This window comes from Dolichospermum sp. UHCC 0406 (assembly GCF_009712025.1).
GTDB lineage: Bacteria > Cyanobacteriota > Cyanobacteriia > Cyanobacteriales > Nostocaceae > Dolichospermum > Dolichospermum lemmermannii.
Genome location: NZ_VILA01000031.1, coordinates 40336 through 57905, shown reverse-complemented (window position 1 = coordinate 57905; position 17570 = coordinate 40336). Strand labels below are relative to the sequence as shown.

Annotated in this window: 14 protein-coding genes and 2 pseudogenes; 6 read left to right on the top strand and 10 right to left on the bottom strand. The window is 38.9% G+C overall.

Features of this window, described 5'->3' with window-relative positions:
* Positions 1-95: 95 nt before the first annotated feature.
* From FJR09_RS23030 to FJR09_RS23010, 5 genes are all read right to left on the bottom strand, one after another.
* Positions 96-1166 carry an Mrp/NBP35 family ATP-binding protein gene (locus FJR09_RS23030; RefSeq protein WP_015081182.1) on the bottom strand — a complete coding sequence of 357 codons (1071 nt, stop codon included), beginning with the start codon at positions 1164-1166 and terminating at the stop codon, positions 96-98.
* Between the two features lie 643 nt (positions 1167-1809).
* Positions 1810-2391 carry a CPBP family intramembrane glutamic endopeptidase gene (locus FJR09_RS23025; protein WP_015081183.1) on the bottom strand — a complete coding sequence of 194 codons (582 nt, stop codon included), beginning with the start codon at positions 2389-2391 and terminating at the stop codon, positions 1810-1812.
* Between the two features lie 49 nt (positions 2392-2440).
* Positions 2441-3481 carry a DUF3326 domain-containing protein gene (locus FJR09_RS23020; protein ID WP_168652527.1) on the bottom strand — a complete coding sequence of 347 codons (1041 nt, stop codon included), beginning with the start codon at positions 3479-3481 and terminating at the stop codon, positions 2441-2443.
* A gap of 61 nt (positions 3482-3542) precedes the next feature.
* The gene (locus FJR09_RS23015) at positions 3543-3713 is read right to left on the bottom strand and encodes a hypothetical protein (protein ID WP_168652525.1); all 171 of its coding nucleotides are present in this window, start codon (positions 3711-3713) and stop codon (positions 3543-3545) included.
* A gap of 67 nt (positions 3714-3780) precedes the next feature.
* Positions 3781-4098 (bottom strand): 2Fe-2S iron-sulfur cluster-binding protein, encoded by a 318-nt coding sequence (locus tag FJR09_RS23010; protein WP_041458113.1) that lies wholly within the window; start codon positions 4096-4098, stop codon positions 3781-3783.
* 100 nt (positions 4099-4198) lie between these two features.
* Here FJR09_RS23010 and FJR09_RS26305 point away from each other — a divergent pair.
* Positions 4199-4384: pseudogene (locus FJR09_RS26305) on the top strand (hypothetical protein); the annotation flags it as partial.
* 220 nt (positions 4385-4604) lie between these two features.
* Here the strand turns inward: FJR09_RS26305 and FJR09_RS23005 are convergent.
* Together FJR09_RS23005 and FJR09_RS23000 are read right to left on the bottom strand one after the other, a co-directional pair.
* Positions 4605-5339 (bottom strand): GDYXXLXY domain-containing protein, encoded by a 735-nt coding sequence (locus FJR09_RS23005; protein ID WP_168652524.1) that lies wholly within the window; start codon positions 5337-5339, stop codon positions 4605-4607.
* An 868-nt stretch (positions 5340-6207) separates the two neighbouring features.
* Positions 6208-7659: pseudogene (locus FJR09_RS23000) on the bottom strand (DUF2157 domain-containing protein); the annotation flags it as partial.
* Between the two features lie 232 nt (positions 7660-7891).
* Between FJR09_RS23000 and FJR09_RS22995 the strand changes: the two are divergent.
* The 3 genes from FJR09_RS22995 (at position 7892) to FJR09_RS22985 (ending at position 12111) form a co-directional block, all read left to right on the top strand.
* Positions 7892-8845 (top strand): RsmB/NOP family class I SAM-dependent RNA methyltransferase, encoded by a 954-nt coding sequence (locus FJR09_RS22995; RefSeq protein WP_168652523.1) that lies wholly within the window; start codon positions 7892-7894, stop codon positions 8843-8845.
* 417 nt (positions 8846-9262) lie between these two features.
* Positions 9263-11527 (top strand): pre-peptidase C-terminal domain-containing protein, encoded by a 2265-nt coding sequence (locus FJR09_RS22990; RefSeq protein ID WP_168654197.1) that lies wholly within the window; start codon positions 9263-9265, stop codon positions 11525-11527.
* Between the two features lie 86 nt (positions 11528-11613).
* Positions 11614-12111, top strand: coding sequence for a hypothetical protein (locus tag FJR09_RS22985; RefSeq protein ID WP_168652521.1), 498 nt, complete (start codon positions 11614-11616; stop codon positions 12109-12111).
* A gap of 207 nt (positions 12112-12318) precedes the next feature.
* On the opposite strand, the gene FJR09_RS22980 is transcribed toward FJR09_RS22985, so the two are convergent.
* The 3 genes from FJR09_RS22980 to FJR09_RS22970 form a co-directional block, all read right to left on the bottom strand.
* Positions 12319-12519 carry a hypothetical protein gene (locus tag FJR09_RS22980; protein ID WP_371260356.1) on the bottom strand — a complete coding sequence of 67 codons (201 nt, stop codon included), beginning with the start codon at positions 12517-12519 and terminating at the stop codon, positions 12319-12321.
* A gap of 81 nt (positions 12520-12600) precedes the next feature.
* Positions 12601-12858, bottom strand: a complete 258-nt coding sequence (locus tag FJR09_RS24855) for a hypothetical protein (RefSeq protein ID WP_015081193.1) — start codon at positions 12856-12858, stop codon at positions 12601-12603.
* Positions 12859-12984: 126 nt separating this feature from the next.
* A complete protein-coding gene (locus FJR09_RS22970) occupies positions 12985-15615 on the bottom strand; it encodes an EAL domain-containing protein (protein ID WP_168652520.1) in 2631 nt (876 codons plus the stop codon).
* 142 nt (positions 15616-15757) lie between these two features.
* On the opposite strand from FJR09_RS22970, the gene FJR09_RS22965 reads away from it, so the two are divergent.
* Positions 15758-16753 carry an ABC transporter ATP-binding protein gene (locus FJR09_RS22965; RefSeq protein ID WP_015081195.1) on the top strand — a complete coding sequence of 332 codons (996 nt, stop codon included), beginning with the start codon at positions 15758-15760 and terminating at the stop codon, positions 16751-16753.
* The gene (locus FJR09_RS22960) at positions 16754-17566 is read left to right on the top strand and encodes an ABC transporter permease (protein WP_015081196.1); all 813 of its coding nucleotides are present in this window, start codon (positions 16754-16756) and stop codon (positions 17564-17566) included. It abuts the gene before it with no gap.
* Positions 17567-17570 lie beyond the last annotated feature (4 nt).

The following is a 17570-nucleotide window of genomic DNA, read 5'->3' as shown; positions in this document are numbered from 1 at the left end:
CTTCCTTCTTCCTTCTTCCTTCTTCCTTCTTCCTTCTTCTAAACTCCTGACTCCTGACTCCTGACTCCTGACTCGGTGACTCCTGACTCCTGATCTTATGTCAAAGCATTAACTGATACTTTACCTGCTACAGTGAGAGCGATCGCTGTTAGGGCTTTGGCTGCGGCTGAGTTGGGTTCACCAATTACTATCGGCACACCAGTATCACCGCCAATCCGGGTAGAAATTTCTAATGGTACACATCCTAACAGAGGAACTCCCAATTCTGCGGCTGTTTTGGAACCACCACCAGAACCAAAAATGTCATATTGCTTATCTGGTTGATCTGGGGGAATAAAATAGCTCATATTTTCCACAATTCCCAAAACTGGGACATTTAACTGCTGGAACATCCGCAACCCCTTTCGGGAGTCCAACAAAGCTACAGTTTGTGGTGTGGTGACAATGACTACTCCTGCCATGGGGACAGCTTGGGTTAAAGTTAATTGAGCATCTCCAGTCCCAGGGGGCATATCCACAATTAAATAGTCCAGTTCTCCCCATTCGACTTGATAGAGGAACTGACGAATCACACCATTCAGCATGGGACCGCGCCAAATTACTGGCTGATCTCGATCAATCAAAAAGCCCATTGAAACCAGCTTGACACCATGATTAAAAGCCGGTTCGAGGATGTCTCCTGCTTCTGTAGAACGGACATTAATTTCGGAATCACTCAAACCCAACATTGTGGGATCATTTGGTCCATAAATATCTGCATCTAATAAACCGACCTTTGCCCCAGTTTGCGCTAAAGCCACGGCAATATTTACAGCCACTGTACTCTTACCAACGCCACCTTTACCGCTAGAAACAGCAATAATATTTTTCACCCCAGGTACGCCATTCCGGTCTGGTAAGCTTTTTTGCTGGGGTGTTTCTGCTGTTACTTCTATAATTACATCTGTGACATCAGGGAGTTTTTTAACAGCTTTTTTACAGTCTTCAACAATAAATTCCCGTAAAGGACAAGCGGGAGTGGTTAACACCAAAGTGAAACTAACCTTGCCACCGTCAATCTTGACGTTGCGAATCATATTCAGTTCTACCAGACTTTTGCGAAGTTCTGGATCTTCTACTGGTCGCAATACTTCCAGGACTGCGTGGGAATCTAGGACATCATACATAATGTGTTTACCGTTGCCGCTTACTATATAGCTTAAAAAATTTTCATTGACAGATACTAGAATCTTAACTTTATTGGGGCAGTTGTTGACACTCTGCGGTCTAAAGACACGCAGATTCTTTAAAACCTGCTTAAAAAGGATAGTCAATTATCCTCCTAGACGCTCAAGGCAACTACCAGTACAACAGGTATTGCAATTGCGCTTACTTTTGATTTTTTTGCTGCTTTTGTGAGTCCATCAGTTTTTAATGTTAAACGCTCCATGATTTACCATTGCTTGTTTACCCAGGCTACGGCTATGCCGAGACGAGATAAATCAGGGGTTTCTCCTTAATAAAACACTTCTTGGCGTTGATGGTTATTCCTACTTGCTAATTAATTCTATCATGTCACGGCGAATAAATAGAGCCTCCGGCACGCTCCGCGAACGCCGTTGGCACTTCCTCCACGCATCTATTGCCAAGTGGCTTCCGTGCCTTTCGTTCTATTTGGTGATTAGTCATTGGTCATTGGTTTCCTAATTTTGCCTATTGCTAAAAGCTCGACAATCCTTAAAAATCAAAGCAGCTATCATGTAGAGATTTTTTATGGGATTGACTCGTTTGACAAAAATCTGGGGAGGAATTGGCTGCTACCAGCCATATCTAAAGTTTTTGGATTTTCCATAAATAGCTAGATAGCCAATTTGTCACAATATGAGCAACTATTGGTAATAACAAGTTGCCACTTAATAAGGCACTATAACTAAGGATTATACCAATAATAGTTGCCCAAATTACATAAGGCCATTGTTGGTGACCGCTAAGGTGCAAAACTCCAAAACAAAGACTTGATACGATCACAGCGGTATGATCTCCACCTAAAGCGGGTAGCATGACACCCCGAAATAATAATTCTTCACTTAAACCGGGAAGTAATCCTAACCAGATTAAATCTGGTAAAGCTAGAGGTTTAAGAACCATTTCTAGATAATAATCGGCGCTTTTGCGATAGGGAGGGGAAAGGCGATAAGCTAAACCACTTAATATGGTAATAATTACACCTAAACTAATTCCTAATAATAAATCTTGTTCGCGCCAGTACCATTTAAAAAGGATGATATCGCCCCAACGTAACCATAATTTAGCAACTATCCAGAGAATAATTGCGGTTACACCCATTGCTACTAAGACTTGGGTGCGTGTTAAGTAGGGGATTTCTGGTTCTTGATTTTTTTGTTCAATCACAGGATTTTAGAAAAATAATTGGTAATTGGTCATTGGTGGTTAGTAATTGTTAATTGTTAATTGTTAATGAGGAAGGATTGATACCTGCTTTATGAGCGACTAATACGCCTACTGCTTCCAAATATGAGTTTACCTGTAAGGTTTGAATTTTTAACATAGAAGCAGGAACTTGGATCAAAGTTTTATTTTCTGCGACTGTAATTATTTGACATTGTTTATGACTTACACTCAATAAAGCACTATTTCCACAAGCGGTGGCGGGAATAATTAAAGCATCAACTTGATTTGCCCAGATATCAGTGGACAAAGAATTGTAATTTTTTGTATTAATGATAAATTGCGGGGCGTTACTCAAACCAACTAAAACACAAGGTAAGAAAGTATAGCCTAGTTCTTCAGCCGCTGCACGAGGGGATAAATTGGGGGACGCAGGGGCGGGAGAAAGGGCGGGAGCATGGGCGCAAGGAATTTTAAAGGTACGAACTAATAAATGACTAATGACGGCTTCTGCACCGGCTAGAGGGTCTACTCCTTGACCTTGACGATAGTTTTGGACTGCGGTTTCGTCTATATCTTCCGGGAACCGGGCAACAACTGCGATCGCTTCGGCTTTTTCTGCTATAATTAATTTCTCGGCAGCCCGTAATAAACTATCAGGATTCCCAATTGTTCCCCAACTTGCACCTGATGAAGAAGTTCGTAATTCTACGTTTAGCGGTGCGTCAGTAATCACATGATTTGTAATATTTAATCCTAAGGTTGCTCTGGCTGCGTCGGCTACCTGCAAGTGTCGCAGCATTAATTCCGGTTCAATACCCTGGTCTAAAAGTAACCCGACTCTGTTACTACGGACAGGACGTAAACCCCATTCTCCAGCCGCAAATTTATCTAAACCATATCCTTCGACATAGAAAGCGTTGGGAATATTCCAGTATAAACTTGCACCGTTCATGACATTGGGGTGAGTAATCAAGCGATCGCAGACCTGTGATATAACTCTAGCTACTGGTAAGCCATCACCAGCATAACCGCCAATCGCTGCCCCAATGCCGGTGGGTATAATTAAAATTACGGTGTATGGTTTTTGAATGGGTATCACAGGTTTTTGTTTCGCGCAAAGACGCTAAGGAGCAAAGACGCAAAGAAGAAATTTAAGCGGTAACTACTGCTTCTACTGTTGCGGTTTGTTGTTCTTCGTCAATAGCAGTAATAGCCCAACGCAGGGGTTCACCTTGTTTTTGTAATTCCGCTGTAATGGCTTTTTCTAATTCTGTGGGGGTTTCTTGCAATTCGATTTCGGCGGTAATAAAGTGAGTTGTCATGATTCTAAATCCTTTGTATTTGTGATTTTGAGAATACAGGAACTGGTTGGTATTTGATAATTATGATCTACCCTTTCCCAAATTGTGCTTGATAAACGATGTCTTCTTTTTCTGTTTCAATTTTTAAATCAGAAAGAGGTTTAGCAACACAAAGTAGTGCATAGCCTTGTTTTTGCAAGTCTGGACTTACACCCATACCATCTGCTTGCTCTACAGTTCCTTCTGTAACCAAAGCCGCACAAGTTGTACAAACACCAGCGCCGCAAGAAGTTGGTAGGTCTAAACCAGTAGCTGAGGCGGCGTTGAGAATAGTTTCATCTTCAGGAACTTGCAGAGTATATGTTGTACCTTGGTGGTTAATTTCTACGGTGTAAGTTTTGGACATATATAGCAGCAATTTTTGACAACAGACAAATATCTTATTCTACTTGATCATATATAGCAATCTTGTCTGATCTGAGAAAGTTTATCTTTTTTAATGACAGATAACTGATAAACGCGAACTTTCAGAACAGGATATTTGTACAAAATATATTTTACCTGCTTTGGTGCGTTCAGGGTGGGATATCACCAAGCAAGTCCGAGAACAGGTATATTTTACTGATGGTTGGATTTATGTTCAAGGGAATCAAACACGCCGGGGAAAGGCGAAAAAAGCCGATTATATTCTTTTGGACTAGATAACGCCAGGATTCTGGTTTAAGTGGCCTCGTTGAACCAGGAATCCCAGTGTCTTTAGACCGGGGAGTGTCAATTCACTCTCTCAATAAAAAGAGTGAAAATGTCAGAATCAGGATTTTTGATTGTTGTTGGGTTGATAAAATTTGGGAATTTTTTCTATCATCCTGTAAATCCTTAAATCTTGTAAATCATGATTTTGACAAATTAATCCTATTGAAAACGATAATTGCGATAGCCACGTTCACCAGAAGCATCTCTTATGGATAAACCCGTAGGAATAGCATTACCTTGAGGATCTACTTTTACCCTCACTAAAATTGGTTGTTGTCTACCATTTCTGTTTTCCTGAACTTGTGAAATATCTTCATTAATCTGTTGTCTTTGTTCTTCAGGAATGAAATAGTTTTCCAACCCATAATTAACTAAACCGTCTTGATAATTACCTTTTAAAGCTACCTGATTATTAGATAAATCAACAGGACGATTACTACTTACTCGGATAGGTTTCCAAGATTGGAGTTCATTCCTATCAAAAGATTGTCGTTCTTGCAAAATTAGATATAAGGTACTTCCTTGGGAAATTTGTCTACCTCTGCGGGAATTTCTTCGCAGCCAATTATTCCAACCTGGTAATCTTCTCAAAGTTTCGGGACGAGAAATATTATAATCCAAGTTCAATGAAGAACCTCGGACAACATCATTAGGATTTATAGCTACAGTTTGCAAAATTACCGTCTTACCAGTCATGTCTGTATACATGGCTTGAGAAGGTACAGCCAAAATTAAACCTACTTGAACCAATAAAGGGGCAATTAATCGCCAAATCGGTAAAGGTTTATTAGCCTTCTGTTCTGTAGCAATAAGATAATCTCGAAAAGTTAACTTTTCAGAAAATTGCGTCTCTGGGGTTGAGGTTTTTTTTGATTCAGGGAAGTCATTTTTCATGGGATTAATTTAGTAATTGGTAATAGATAATCGGAAAAAATACTTTTCCCATTACTGCTAATTTTTAGATAGAAATTTATTCGCAGAGATTTATATAGCAAGAATTCAGGAGTCACCGAGTCAGAAGAAAGAAAGTAAGAGTCAAAATCTAATTTTGTGCGAGTAATGTAGCAATATCCGGCAGAATATCCCCTATTAATTTGTTTTAACTGCTGAATTATTCTTGATGAATATATCTTCATTCTGATTGAAAATTATCCCATTAATCACCCCTGTTATCACGTCTGTTGTCACCTCTATTATCGCTATTGTCTCCTCTACTACTTCTATAATCACTCCAATCACTCCCACTATTGCTTCTTTTGTCACCTCTATTATCGCTATTGTCTCCTCTACTACTTCTATAATCACTCCCACTATTGCTTCTTTTGTCACCTCTATTATCGCTATTGTCTCCTCTACTACTTCTGTAATCACTCCCACTATTGCTTCTTTTGTCACCTCTGTTATCGCTATTGTCTCCACTACTACTTCTGTAATCACTCCCACTATTGCTTCTTTTATCACCTCTGTTATCGCTATTGTCTCCATTACTACTTTTATTCCCGCTATTTCCACTATTTCCGCTACCACCGCTATTCCCGCTACCACCACTATTTCCGCTACCACCGCTATTCCCGCTACCACCACTATTTCCGCTACCACCGCTATTTCCACTATTCCCGCTACCACCACTATTTCCACTATTCCCGCTACCACCACTATTTCCGCTACCACCACTATTTCCACTATTCCCGCTATTTCCGCTATTTCCACTATTTCCGCTATTTCCGCTATTCCCGCTATTCCCACTACCACCGCTATTTCCACTATTACTAGTTTTAGAAGTAGTAAAACGACTTTCAAACCAAAGTCCGGCTGCAATGAGAGAATAACCGCAAATACCAAATACTAAAGCCCGGAAAAGAACCTCAGTATTATATTCTAAAACCCGGCTGATAATTTGCAAGGTAAATAATAATATACCACACCAAAAGGCGGTTCTTTTCCGTAATTTTAACCCTTCTTGAACTAATCCCCAGGCTAATATTGCCAACAAAATGTTGAAGATAAAAATGCCTAGTTCAGTAATTCTGGTGATAGCTTGATGCCAAAACGGAGTAATCAGAATGAAACCCAAAAAAGTAGTAATAATGCCAATTCTGAAAAATACTTCCCGACGAAGTGGACTGTTGCTTTGACGAATTAGAAATAACCATTGCAACACTGCCAAACCGCTGAGAATTCCTAAATCAATAATGGGCAAAGATGGCAATACATTCGATAAATTACTAGTTTGATCGAAGGGATTTAAAAATAATAAACTGCTACTAGAGTCTACAGATTCCCATTGAGAACGAAAAGATAAAAGATAAAAAACCACCCCAAAACAAATCAAGCCTAAATTACGTGCCAGGGGTTGAAACAATCTATAATTAACTGTGGGAAAAAGTAAATCGTCATAACTCCAAAGTAAGGCAGGTGGTAAAGCCAACGCAAAGGAAGCTATCCAAGAAACTAGATCAGAAAATGTTAAGAGTGGTAAAGGTCTGAGGTTATATTGCAAAGATATAATAAATGCCAGAACTCCCATGCCAAAAATCCACCGGGATCTGCAAATATAAGCTAAGGGAACAAACAGTAACCATGATAGTAAGGGCATATGGCGCACAGCTAACCGCGCCCAAGTCAGTTCCCCAGATTCAGATCCTAAATTACCAATTCCTATCCAATAACCGATTTGAATGAGGACAATGGCCATAATTCCCAAGGAATTGAGGGAAAGACTATAAGCCATGACTAACACTCCAAACCCCCAAGCTAAAAATAACTCAGAAGCTGAACCGCTAATATTGAATATTTGCCCCATTAACATGAGGGTTGTCCCTAAAATAAAAGCACTGAGAATTAACAATGCTTCTCCGAGTACCCGTTTACCCTCTTGAGATTTTTTACCCTGATTTGTGGTAAGTGTAGGTTCTCGCCAAGTCAAAAACCCAGTAATGGCTGTGGAGAGAAATAAACTCATTAACAAGATAAACTTAACATCCCGTGACCAACCCTGCCAATTTGCGCCCACAAGGGTCATTAAACCTAAGCCTAATAGTAAACCGCCAATGACAATGGCAATGACACCAAAACTATCACGGGTAGATTCTTCTATCTTATTAAATTGATGCCGCTTGGCTATTTGGTCATACTGGGAAGAATTAATAATTCCTTCGTCTCGCCAACGTTGTGATTCTTGGCGGAGTTTTTGCTGAAAATTGTTAAATATCATGACCTCTCCGGTACATAAGTGGAATACCAAATCTAAGATCTTAATTTGGTATGAGTTTGACAAGCATTAAAACAAGGTTAGCTTCTAGCCAAAAGCCAGAAGCCATACCGGACGAACTTTGCAAACGCCATTTGAATATCGGTCAATGTCTTTTTAGTATGCAGCCAAATATATTGATTGCATTGTTCTCATGTAACAGTTTCTCTTCTGATTTAATTTGGTAGAAATTAATATGCAAAAACCTTCTAATTTATTGCTTAAAGTTACGCGACAGTTATTTGCAAATGTAGATGAACAAACAAAGTTTATTGATGCTTTAGTTCATCCTCAACCTTTTGCACCTTGTATTCTGTGGTGTCAAGATAAACCCGATATTTCGCCTTTTAATGTGCAAACACCAACACATTGGCAACCGCATTTTGTAGACCGGTTATCTTTAGGAGAAAAACCAGGTAAGCATTCTCTTCATGAACAAGGACATTTTTATTGTTTAGATTTTTCTTCGGTATTTTCTGCTTCGGTTTTGTTGGCAATTCCCGAATCAATATCTGTAGTTTTTGATATGTGTGCTGCCCCTGGTGGTAAAAGTGTGTTTGCTTGGAGGGCTTTAAAACCTGATTTATTAATTACTAATGAGGTGATTGGTAAGCGGTTAGGAATGCTAATTTCTAATTTAAAACGTTGTCAAATTAAACCCAGTGGGGTAGTAAATAGGGATTCGAGTATTTTTGCAGAACTGTTGCCAGCTTCGAGTAATTTGGTGATAGTTGATGCCCCTTGTACTGGGCAATCTTTACTAGCTAAAAATGAGAAAGCACCGGGATGTTTTCACGCGACTTCAATTAATAAAAGTGCCAATCGCCAAAAACGCATTATTGCTAATTCTGCCCAAGTTGTCGCCCCTCAAGGTTATTTGGCTTATATGACTTGTACTTATTCTGCTGAAGAAAATGAGCAGGTTTGTGAATGGTTTTTAGAACGCTTTCCGCATTTTCAAGCGGTGGAAGTTGAGCATTTATCTACTTTTCAATCTCGGTTAACTAGTATTCCTTGTTATCGGATGTTTCCTCAATATCGGTTGGGTGCTGGTGCTTTTACGGCGTTGTTTAAAAATACGGCGGCAGGTGATATGAACGGGATTGATTTAGACACTATGTCTGCTATGTGGAGATATCAAAATATGTAATATTCTTGGATGCTATCCGAATAAAGCCCACCTGCGTGTGATTGACATTTTATTTCTCACGCAGAAGCACGAATAAGTATTAAGATTTACAAATTAAAATCAGTCGTCATCAGGTAAATCAAGGCTTTTACGTCATTTTTGCGTAATTATCGCACAATTTAGTATAATTTTTTTAGTAAAATAGTATTTTGTACCGTAGTCAAGTTAACATAAATCATTTTATATTTATGTAATGAAAGTGACAGTTTAGTCAAAATATCCTCCACAAAAGCAGTAGTTTATCCTAGATTCTCAGTGATACTAATATTTCACTCTTTAAGTACATCCAAGATGAGCATTGCTGACCACAAGCTGGATACAGTCTGCATTGCCCACCCTACGTAATCAAGATTTTCATAAATTATTTAGGAGCGCATTATGTTTGATAGTTCTGAAAAGTCTTTTGATTCCTCTTTATCAGGATTGGGCAATTCCTCAACTTACCTGGATAAAGATCCTTTAAGTTCTAGTCTAACAGAGTATAGTTCACAGCAACTTCCATCGTTAAATGCACCTCTTGATTATGCTGGAAATACCCTAGCTGCAGCCCGTAATGTTGGTACATTAACAGGAAGTCAACTTTTTACTGATTGGGTAGGAAGTGCTGATACTAACGATTACTATAAATTCAATGTAGGCACACAAAGTAACTTTAGTCTGAACTTAACAGGCTTGAGTGCCGATGCGGATGTTAAGTTACTCAATAGTTCAGGTGGTGTAATTTCCACTTCTGAGAATGGTGGTACTACTTCTGAATCCATTAACAGTCAGTTGAGTGCAGGTACTTATTATGTACGGGTATACCGATACAGTGGTGACACTAACTACAGTTTGTCGTTAACTGCTACTGCTCTTCCTGTTGATAATGCGGGAAATACCCTAGCTACAGCCCGTGCTGTTGGGACATTAACAGCAACTCAAAGTTTTAGTGACTGGGTAGGAAGTGCTGATACTAACGATTACTATAGTTTCAATGTGGGAACACAAAGTAACTTTAGTCTGAACTTAACAGGCTTGAGTGCCGATGCGGATGTTCAATTACTCAATAGTTCTGGTGGGTATATTTCCAGTTCTGAGAATGGTGGTGCTACTTCTGAATCCATTACTAGTCAGTTGAGTGCAGGTACTTATTATGTGCAGGTATATCAATATAGTGGTGACACTAACTACAGTTTGTCGTTAACTGCTACTGCTCTTCCTGTTGATAATGCGGGAAATACCCTAGCTACAGCCCGTGATGTTGGTGCATTAACAGCAACTCAAAGTTTTAGTGATTGGGTAGGAAGTGTTGATATTGACGATTACTATAGTTTCAATGTCACAACACCCTCTAATGTGAATTTGAATTTAACAGGCTTGAGTGCTGATGTAGATCTTTACTTACTCGATGGTTCTGGTACTGTAATTTCCAGTTCTATATATGGTACTACTTCTGAATCCATTACTAGTCAGTTGAGTGCAGGTACTTATTATGCGCGGGTAAATCGCTATAGTGGTGATACTACTTACAGCTTGTCGTTAAATGCCACTGAGGTTACACCAACTCCAACTCCCACTCCAACTCCCACTCCAACTCCCACTCCAACTCCCACTCCGACAGATTGGTATACTCAAAATCTAGTAGATGCTCAAATTACCACTTTAACCCGTTCCTTAGCTGCTGATGGTAATTTGAGTCGCAATGACATGATTGCTATTTTCCGTGATGCTAAAGATGGTAGTGTAATTGATGCCAGTGAGTTAACTGACTTACGGACTCTTGTTAGTAACTCTACCCTCTTCACTATGGCTGATTCCGTGAAAGTCCTGTCTAATAAGATTGCCAATAGTGATGCAGCTAACACTCGTTCCGGTTTTGGTAACTTGTTTGCCGATAGTAGTGATACCCAAATGGAAAATCTGATTGGTAAGTGGTTCTTAGGTACTGATCGCCCCGATACAGGTTATATCTATAGTTATGCTAGTGGTTCTCTGTTCCAAAATGGTGCTAGTGCTGATGATATTTACCAAGGAGCGGTGGGAGATTGCTATTATGTAGCAACTTTGGCTTCTATTGCCCAGGAAAAACCTGAGTACATTCAGAATATGTTTACGGACAATGGTGATAATACATTCACTGTGCGTTTTTATAACAACGGTGTAGCTGATTATGTCACAGTAGATCGCTACTTACCAACCTATGGAAACTATGCCGCTTATGCTGGTTGGGGTGGAGGCTCTGTTACTTCCACTAGCAATGAACTTTGGGTAGCCTTAGCAGAAAAAGCCTATGCCCAATTAGCTGAATCTGGTTGGAGTCGTACTTACAGTGGTACTCAAAATAACTCCTATGCAGCTATAGAAGGTGGTTGGATGGATACAGTAATTCGCCAGGTAACGGGATTAAGTGCTACTTCCCAATCTGTCGGCAATATGACTCAAACTCAACTGATTAATTTGGTTAATTCTAATCAGGTGTTAACAGCGGGTTTTGTCTATGGCGCTGGTTATGGTGTTGTTGATGGTCATGCTTACACCATTACATCTTATAATGCCACTAATGGAACTTTTTACTTACGGAATCCTTGGGGTTCTACCCATGCTGATGTCACATGGAGTCAATTAGTCTCTTTGAGAGGTATTATTGAGTGGTCTAATACCTAGACATTATTGGCAGCAGTACGAATATTAATTATTTGTACTGCTGTTTATTGATGTAATCATGATTTCAATAATATCAGGTGATAGGGATGAAACCATTATTATTGTTGTTTAGTTTATTAAGTTTTGATAGTATGGTGGATTGTTGTCATTATTTACCTAGAGATTTTCACGGTCAACCATCGTCACACTTACAGTCAAAGGCTGTTAATAAGAAAGTTATGATTAAGGTTTCTTTACTGTCTCAAGAGAATAAATTACCACCTTTAGGTATTCCTCCCCAAAGGAATCGAGATATTGGTTTTGCGACTGTATTTGTCAGTTTAGAAAATCATGATCTGAAAAATAAAACGGTGATCATTAAAAATATTGAAGTTCGTAATATTTCTGATCATAAATTACAATCTTTTAGTTTTCAGCCAAAACAAATTGAATTAAAACCTTTAGAAAATTCGGTAATTGATATTCATCTAACTAATAAAATCGGCTATGCTGGAAAAGATCAAGTAAAGGCAATAATTACCTATCAAATCGGAGAAGAGGTTAATAAAATTGAATCTGAAGCTGTTGATGTAGATAGACATTAGCTACTTAGGGCTTGCTTAATAAAGCTAAAACTTAGATATATCAAGAGTTTCAAGGTGAAAAAGGTGAATCAGGTGCAAGGAATAAGGGTTGAAATTAGCAAAAACCTATCACTTGACCAGATTCAAAACTATTCTTCTCTTCTTCTAATTGTTCCTCCTGACTCCTGACTCCTGACTCCTGACTCCTAGCCGTCACAGATAACTTTTTCAGCAAACCCTACTTAATAAGCTAATTGTAATTATCCCAAAGTCAAAATACCAACTTGAAAATTCACCACCAAAGGCAAAAATTCCAACCACCTTTTTACGAAGAAATTGCCAATATAGTCCTTCTAAATCTTGTTTATTAATTGCTAGAAAACCTGTAAAGCCAGTATCTAACATCGTCCTTTTATTATTAGCGGGCAAGACTTGTACTGAGCTTGTCGATAGCGCAGCGTGGCGTTAGCCATAGTATGCCCGCACTACAAGAAATTTTGGGATATTTTTTTAATTGAAAGTCTTTAAAGAAATTAGGGTTGAATTTGCTGCTGATTCCAACTTAGGTATTTCCTGGGGTATTTCCACCGGGTTGATTGTAGAAATATTGCTGAGGTTATAACCAAAAATCTGATCATAGTTAGAGGCAACAGCTAAAAATGCCCCCCCTAAAATATATATTGGTAATGGGACAGAAAAACCTTGTAACCACTTAAAAAACTCTGCGAATGCAAACAGAACAAAAAAGCATACAAACCAAACTCTCATGATTTCATCTGTTCCTGACTAAGTTATCTTTTCACTTATTTTAGTAGGCACGGGGTAGGCACGGGGGCGCTACCCCTACATTAAATCCAAATCTTTTATATAATTAATTTTGCCTGCCGCCTATAACTATTTATTTTCATTTTTCAAAGCTTCTGTAGCTTGTTCAACTGACAGTGGACGATATAATAGGTATCCTTGGACTTCATCACAGTGAATCGAGCGTAAAAATTCTAATTCTGCGGGATGTTCTACACCTTCAGCGATTAATCTCAATCCTAAAGATTGTCCTAGGGTAACTATCGCTTGGATAATATGAGCAACTTTTGGATCTGTAGTTAGTTCTCTGATAAAAGATTGATCAATTTTTAAGTTATGGAATGGTAAGACTTTTAAGCGATTTAGGGAAGAATAGCCTGTACCAAAGTCATCAATGGCCAAAAGTAACCCCATTTCTGCTAAATTTTGGAGTGCAGTTGTCGTGAAATTGATATCGGCTATCGCTGTAGTTTCCGTAATTTCTAATTCTAAAAATTCTGGTTTTAGTTGAGTTTCTGTTAAAATATCAGTTAATATTTCTACTAACTTAGGTTGGCGAAATTGCCCAGGAGAAAGATTAACGGCAATTGTAATTGGTTGATATCCTGCATCTTGCCAAGCTTTATTTTGTATACAAGCCTGACGTAATGCCCATTCACCAATAGAGATAATTAAACCGCTTTTTTCCGCTAGAGGAATAAAAACAGCGGGAGAAATTACACCCATTTCTGAGTGATTCCAACGCAATAAAGCCTCCATGCCTGTAATTTTACCCGTGGTAATATTAACACGAGGCTGATAGTAAACCATCAATTCTTCGCGTTTTATGGCATGGCGTAAATTTTTTTCTAACTTCAATAATTCGGGATTTTTTTGACTGAGAGATTCTTTATAAAATTGGTAATTATTTCTGCCTTGATTCTTAGCATAATATAACGCCGCGTCTGCGTGTTGAATGAGAGTTTCGGCATCAGGACTATCTTTACCCAATAGGGCTATGCCAATACTAGAACTAATATAAAGTTCATGTCCGTTAATATAAAAAGCATCTTCTAAAGTCTGGAGAATATTTTTAGCTATTTGGATAATGGGTGGAATTTCAGTTACTCGTGGTAAGAAAATAGTGAATTCATCACCACCCCAACGAGCCACAACATCTTCAATTCTAATTGTGTCTCTGATTCTTTGGGCGACAATTTTTAATAAATCATCTCCGACTGTATGCCCCAAAGTATCATTGATAATTTTAAAGCGATCCAGATCCAGGAACATCACGGCAATACTTTCCTCTGGCTGAATTATTTTTTGGATGCCTTGGTTGAGGATATCGTTGAATCGTAACCGATTGGGCAGTCCAGTCAGTAAGTCGTGCATGGCCTGATAGCGGATCTTTTCCTCTACTTGCTGACGTTGACGAGCGCCACTAATACTTGCGGCCATTGTGATCAGACTAGATTCTTCATGTTTTGACCAATAACGCTCTGATTTGCATTCAACTAAACCCAAACAGCCCCAGAACTGTGTTTCTAATCTTAGCGGTACAAATAGAAGGGATTTAATATTATCTCCCATGAGCAGTTTTTGTTCCTCCGAGGAAAATATTTGGGTAAAGTCGCTAATAGTCTCACCTTGAAAAAGTTTGCTATACCACCGTTCTAATCCAGGGGTTTGATAAGACTGATTTTGCCAATGGGAGTGGGGAGTTTCTGCACCAGATTTAATCCATTCACACTGCATACTAATGGACATTTCTCCGCTCACTGGATGGGGATGATTTTGGAATAGATAAACTCGTTCTACATTGGTAGCTTCTCCTAATGCTGCCAGTGCTTTTTCGATAGCTAGATCATAGTTCATTTCTGCTAATAAATAATTTGCCGCTTCCGCTACTGCTTGTAATAGGCGATCGCGTTGTTTTAGTTCTAGTTCAGCTTGTTTTTGCTCAGTAATTTCTCTAATAATAAAAGTTCTAATTAAATTACTTTCAGGTAAGTAATGAACAGATTGTTCAAAAATTTGGTTACCAACTGTTACTTCCCGGACAAAGGAATTTTGCGCTTGATTCTTAACTGCTGTTAATAATTGGGTCAAAATTGGGTGTTCCTGAGCTATCTGCCTCAAGTTCGGAAATTGGGCCACTGCTGCCGGATTTAGATATGTTACTCTTCCTGCTAAATCCATTTCAATAATAGCATTAGGAATAAGTTCAGGAAAAGAAGCTAGGCGGGCTAAAGCTGTCTCACTAGCAGCTTCAAAATTAATATTTTCCATAATAGCTTTACTAACGTGAGAAAGAGAATTTACCTTGCCAGAAAGGAAATTAGACAAGTCACCAGTTCCACAAGACTCAGAAAATATTTGCTTTGAAAGATTAGTAATTACATAGTATTTAGCTTGAGTGTGACTATCAAATGCAATAACATCTCCATTTTGAAGATTATGATGAAGACATTTATGGCCATTTACAGATAAACCGTTAGTGCTTTTTTTCCCTTGGAAGTTACCATCAATAATCCTAAACCCATATTGATCAGTATTGGGGATTGTTACCCTTAATAAAATCGCGTGTTGTCTGGATACAGACGGAGAATAAAGAACAATAGCATTTCTTAAATCCCTTCCTAGAGAGTATGTTGCTTCTAGCAAGGGAAGAGTGCGCTGCCCTTTTGGATCTTGGACAACTAATAAATGGCGAATTTTTTCTGTCTCATTCCCTTCCATACCTTTTCCTTAAAGTCTTATGTATTTGAATAATCTACGTAAAAATTTTTCTATATTCTGAATTATTGCAAAAAAAGGGAACAGGGAACAGGGAGCAGAAGCTAAGATTATGTGGGTATTCTCATGATTGGTGATTGGGCAAATGATTGAAGTTGAGCATCTGAGTAAAATTTACGGTTCGACAACGGCAATTACGGATGTTACCTTTAGCGTAGAACCGGGGGAAATTTTGGGGTTTTTGGGTCCTAATGGGGCTGGTAAAACCACAACTATGCGAATTTTAGCCGGTTATTTACCTGCCACCAGTGGGACAGTGAAGATTGCGGGTTATGATGTCCATGATCATTCTCTGTTGGTGCGGCAGCGAATTGGTTATTTACCGGAAACGCCGCCATTATATCCAGAGATGACGGTGGAAGGGTTTTTACACTTTGTTGCTCGGATTAAGGGAGTTTCTTCAGGCGATCGCCCAACAAAAGTAACAGCAGCCATTAAGCGCTGTAACTTAGAAGACAAGCGCAAAGTCATTATTCGCAAACTCTCTAAAGGCTATCGGCAAAGAGTGGGGATTGCCCAAGCGATCGTTCATGATCCCCCAGCAATTATTCTTGATGAACCTACTGTTGGTCTTGATCCCCGGCAAATTATCGAAGTGCGGAACTTAATTAAAAGTTTAGCAGGAACACACACTATAATTTTGTCTACTCATATTCTCCCAGAAGTGAGTATGACCTGTAACCGAGTTGCCATTATTAATCGGGGGGAAATAGTTGCAACTAATACCCCAGAAAATTTAATGACACAGTTAACAGTTGGGGCAGGATATGAGTTAGAAATCGGTGGAGAAGCAGCTTTAGCTAAACAAATGCTGCAAAATATATCCGGTGTAAGTTTAGTAGAATTAATGCCTAACCATCAGCAATTATCAGAAAATCATACTTGCTTACGGGTCATATTACAGCCAGGAATAGAACCAGGAAAAGAAATTACGGCGGCTTTAATTCGGGCTGGATTTGATTTATATGAAATGCGGCGAATAAATGCCACACTAGAAGATGTTTTCTTAGAATTAACTACAGCAGAAAAGCATTTACCACCAGAGATAACTTCAGAAATTGAAGAAGGAGAAACTGCATAAATGGGTATAGTCATCGCCAATATTATTGCCATTTATCGTCGAGAACTACAGAGTTATTTTGTTTCCCCATTAGCCTATGGAATAGCTAGTGCATTTTGGTTTTTAGCTGGTTTATTTTTCGTGATGATTTTGTTAGGACCAGAAGGAATTTTAGTCACAGTTTCTAGCTATGATTTACAAGGGCAACAAATGGGAGTTCCCGTCCCAACAATAGATGTTCCCTATGAATTTGTGCGGGCATTTTTAGATAGAATGGGATGGTTAATGTTATTTGTATTGCCTATTCTCTCAATGGGACTCTATGCTGAAGAACGCAAACGAGGAACTTTGGAACTATTAGCCACATCACCAATTACCAATTGGGCTGTGGCTGTGGGTAAATTATTAGGGGTATTAACATTTTTCTTGACAATGATTTTACCCTTAATAGGATTGGAAGCGATCGCTTTATCTAGTTCCAATCCACCCATATCACCCATAATTCCCTTACTTGGTCATTTAGGATTACTCTCACTAGCAGCAGCGATTTTGTCTTTAGGAATGTTTATTTCCTCATTAACAGACAGTACAATTTTATCGGCTGTTCTTACCTTTGCCGTCGTGATTTTGCTGTTATTCATTGATTTAATTGCCAAAGCCATTCCTGGACCAATTGGTGAAGCCGTGAGTCATCTATCTCTGCTTAAACATTACAACACTCTGATTCAAGGAATTTTTGATACTAGCGGCTTGATTTTATTTGCCAGTTACATTATTTTAGGTATTTTTCTCACTGCCCAATCAATTGATGCACTTCGTTTTCAACGTCAGTAGTTAG

Excerpts from the sequence above, each read along its gene's own strand:
- FJR09_RS22995 (WP_168652523.1), top strand. The coding sequence starts at position 7,892 with ATGCAAAAACCTTCTAATTTATTGCTTAAAGTTACGCGACAGTTATTT.
- FJR09_RS23010 (WP_041458113.1), bottom strand. The coding sequence starts at position 4,098 with ATGTCCAAAACTTACACCGTAGAAATTAACCACCAAGGTACAACATAT.
- FJR09_RS22985 (WP_168652521.1), top strand. The coding sequence starts at position 11,614 with ATGAAACCATTATTATTGTTGTTTAGTTTATTAAGTTTTGATAGTATG.
- FJR09_RS23005 (WP_168652524.1), bottom strand. The coding sequence starts at position 5,339 with ATGAAAAATGACTTCCCTGAATCAAAAAAAACCTCAACCCCAGAGACG.
- FJR09_RS22970 (WP_168652520.1), bottom strand. The coding sequence starts at position 15,615 with ATGGAAGGGAATGAGACAGAAAAAATTCGCCATTTATTAGTTGTCCAA.
- FJR09_RS22965 (WP_015081195.1), top strand. The coding sequence starts at position 15,758 with ATGATTGAAGTTGAGCATCTGAGTAAAATTTACGGTTCGACAACGGCA.
- FJR09_RS23030 (WP_015081182.1), bottom strand. The coding sequence starts at position 1,166 with ATGTATGATGTCCTAGATTCCCACGCAGTCCTGGAAGTATTGCGACCA.
- FJR09_RS23015 (WP_168652525.1), bottom strand. The coding sequence starts at position 3,713 with ATGACAACTCACTTTATTACCGCCGAAATCGAATTGCAAGAAACCCCC.
- FJR09_RS24855 (WP_015081193.1), bottom strand. The coding sequence starts at position 12,858 with ATGAGAGTTTGGTTTGTATGCTTTTTTGTTCTGTTTGCATTCGCAGAG.
- FJR09_RS22960 (WP_015081196.1), top strand. The coding sequence starts at position 16,754 with ATGGGTATAGTCATCGCCAATATTATTGCCATTTATCGTCGAGAACTA.
- FJR09_RS22990 (WP_168654197.1), top strand. The coding sequence starts at position 9,263 with ATGTTTGATAGTTCTGAAAAGTCTTTTGATTCCTCTTTATCAGGATTG.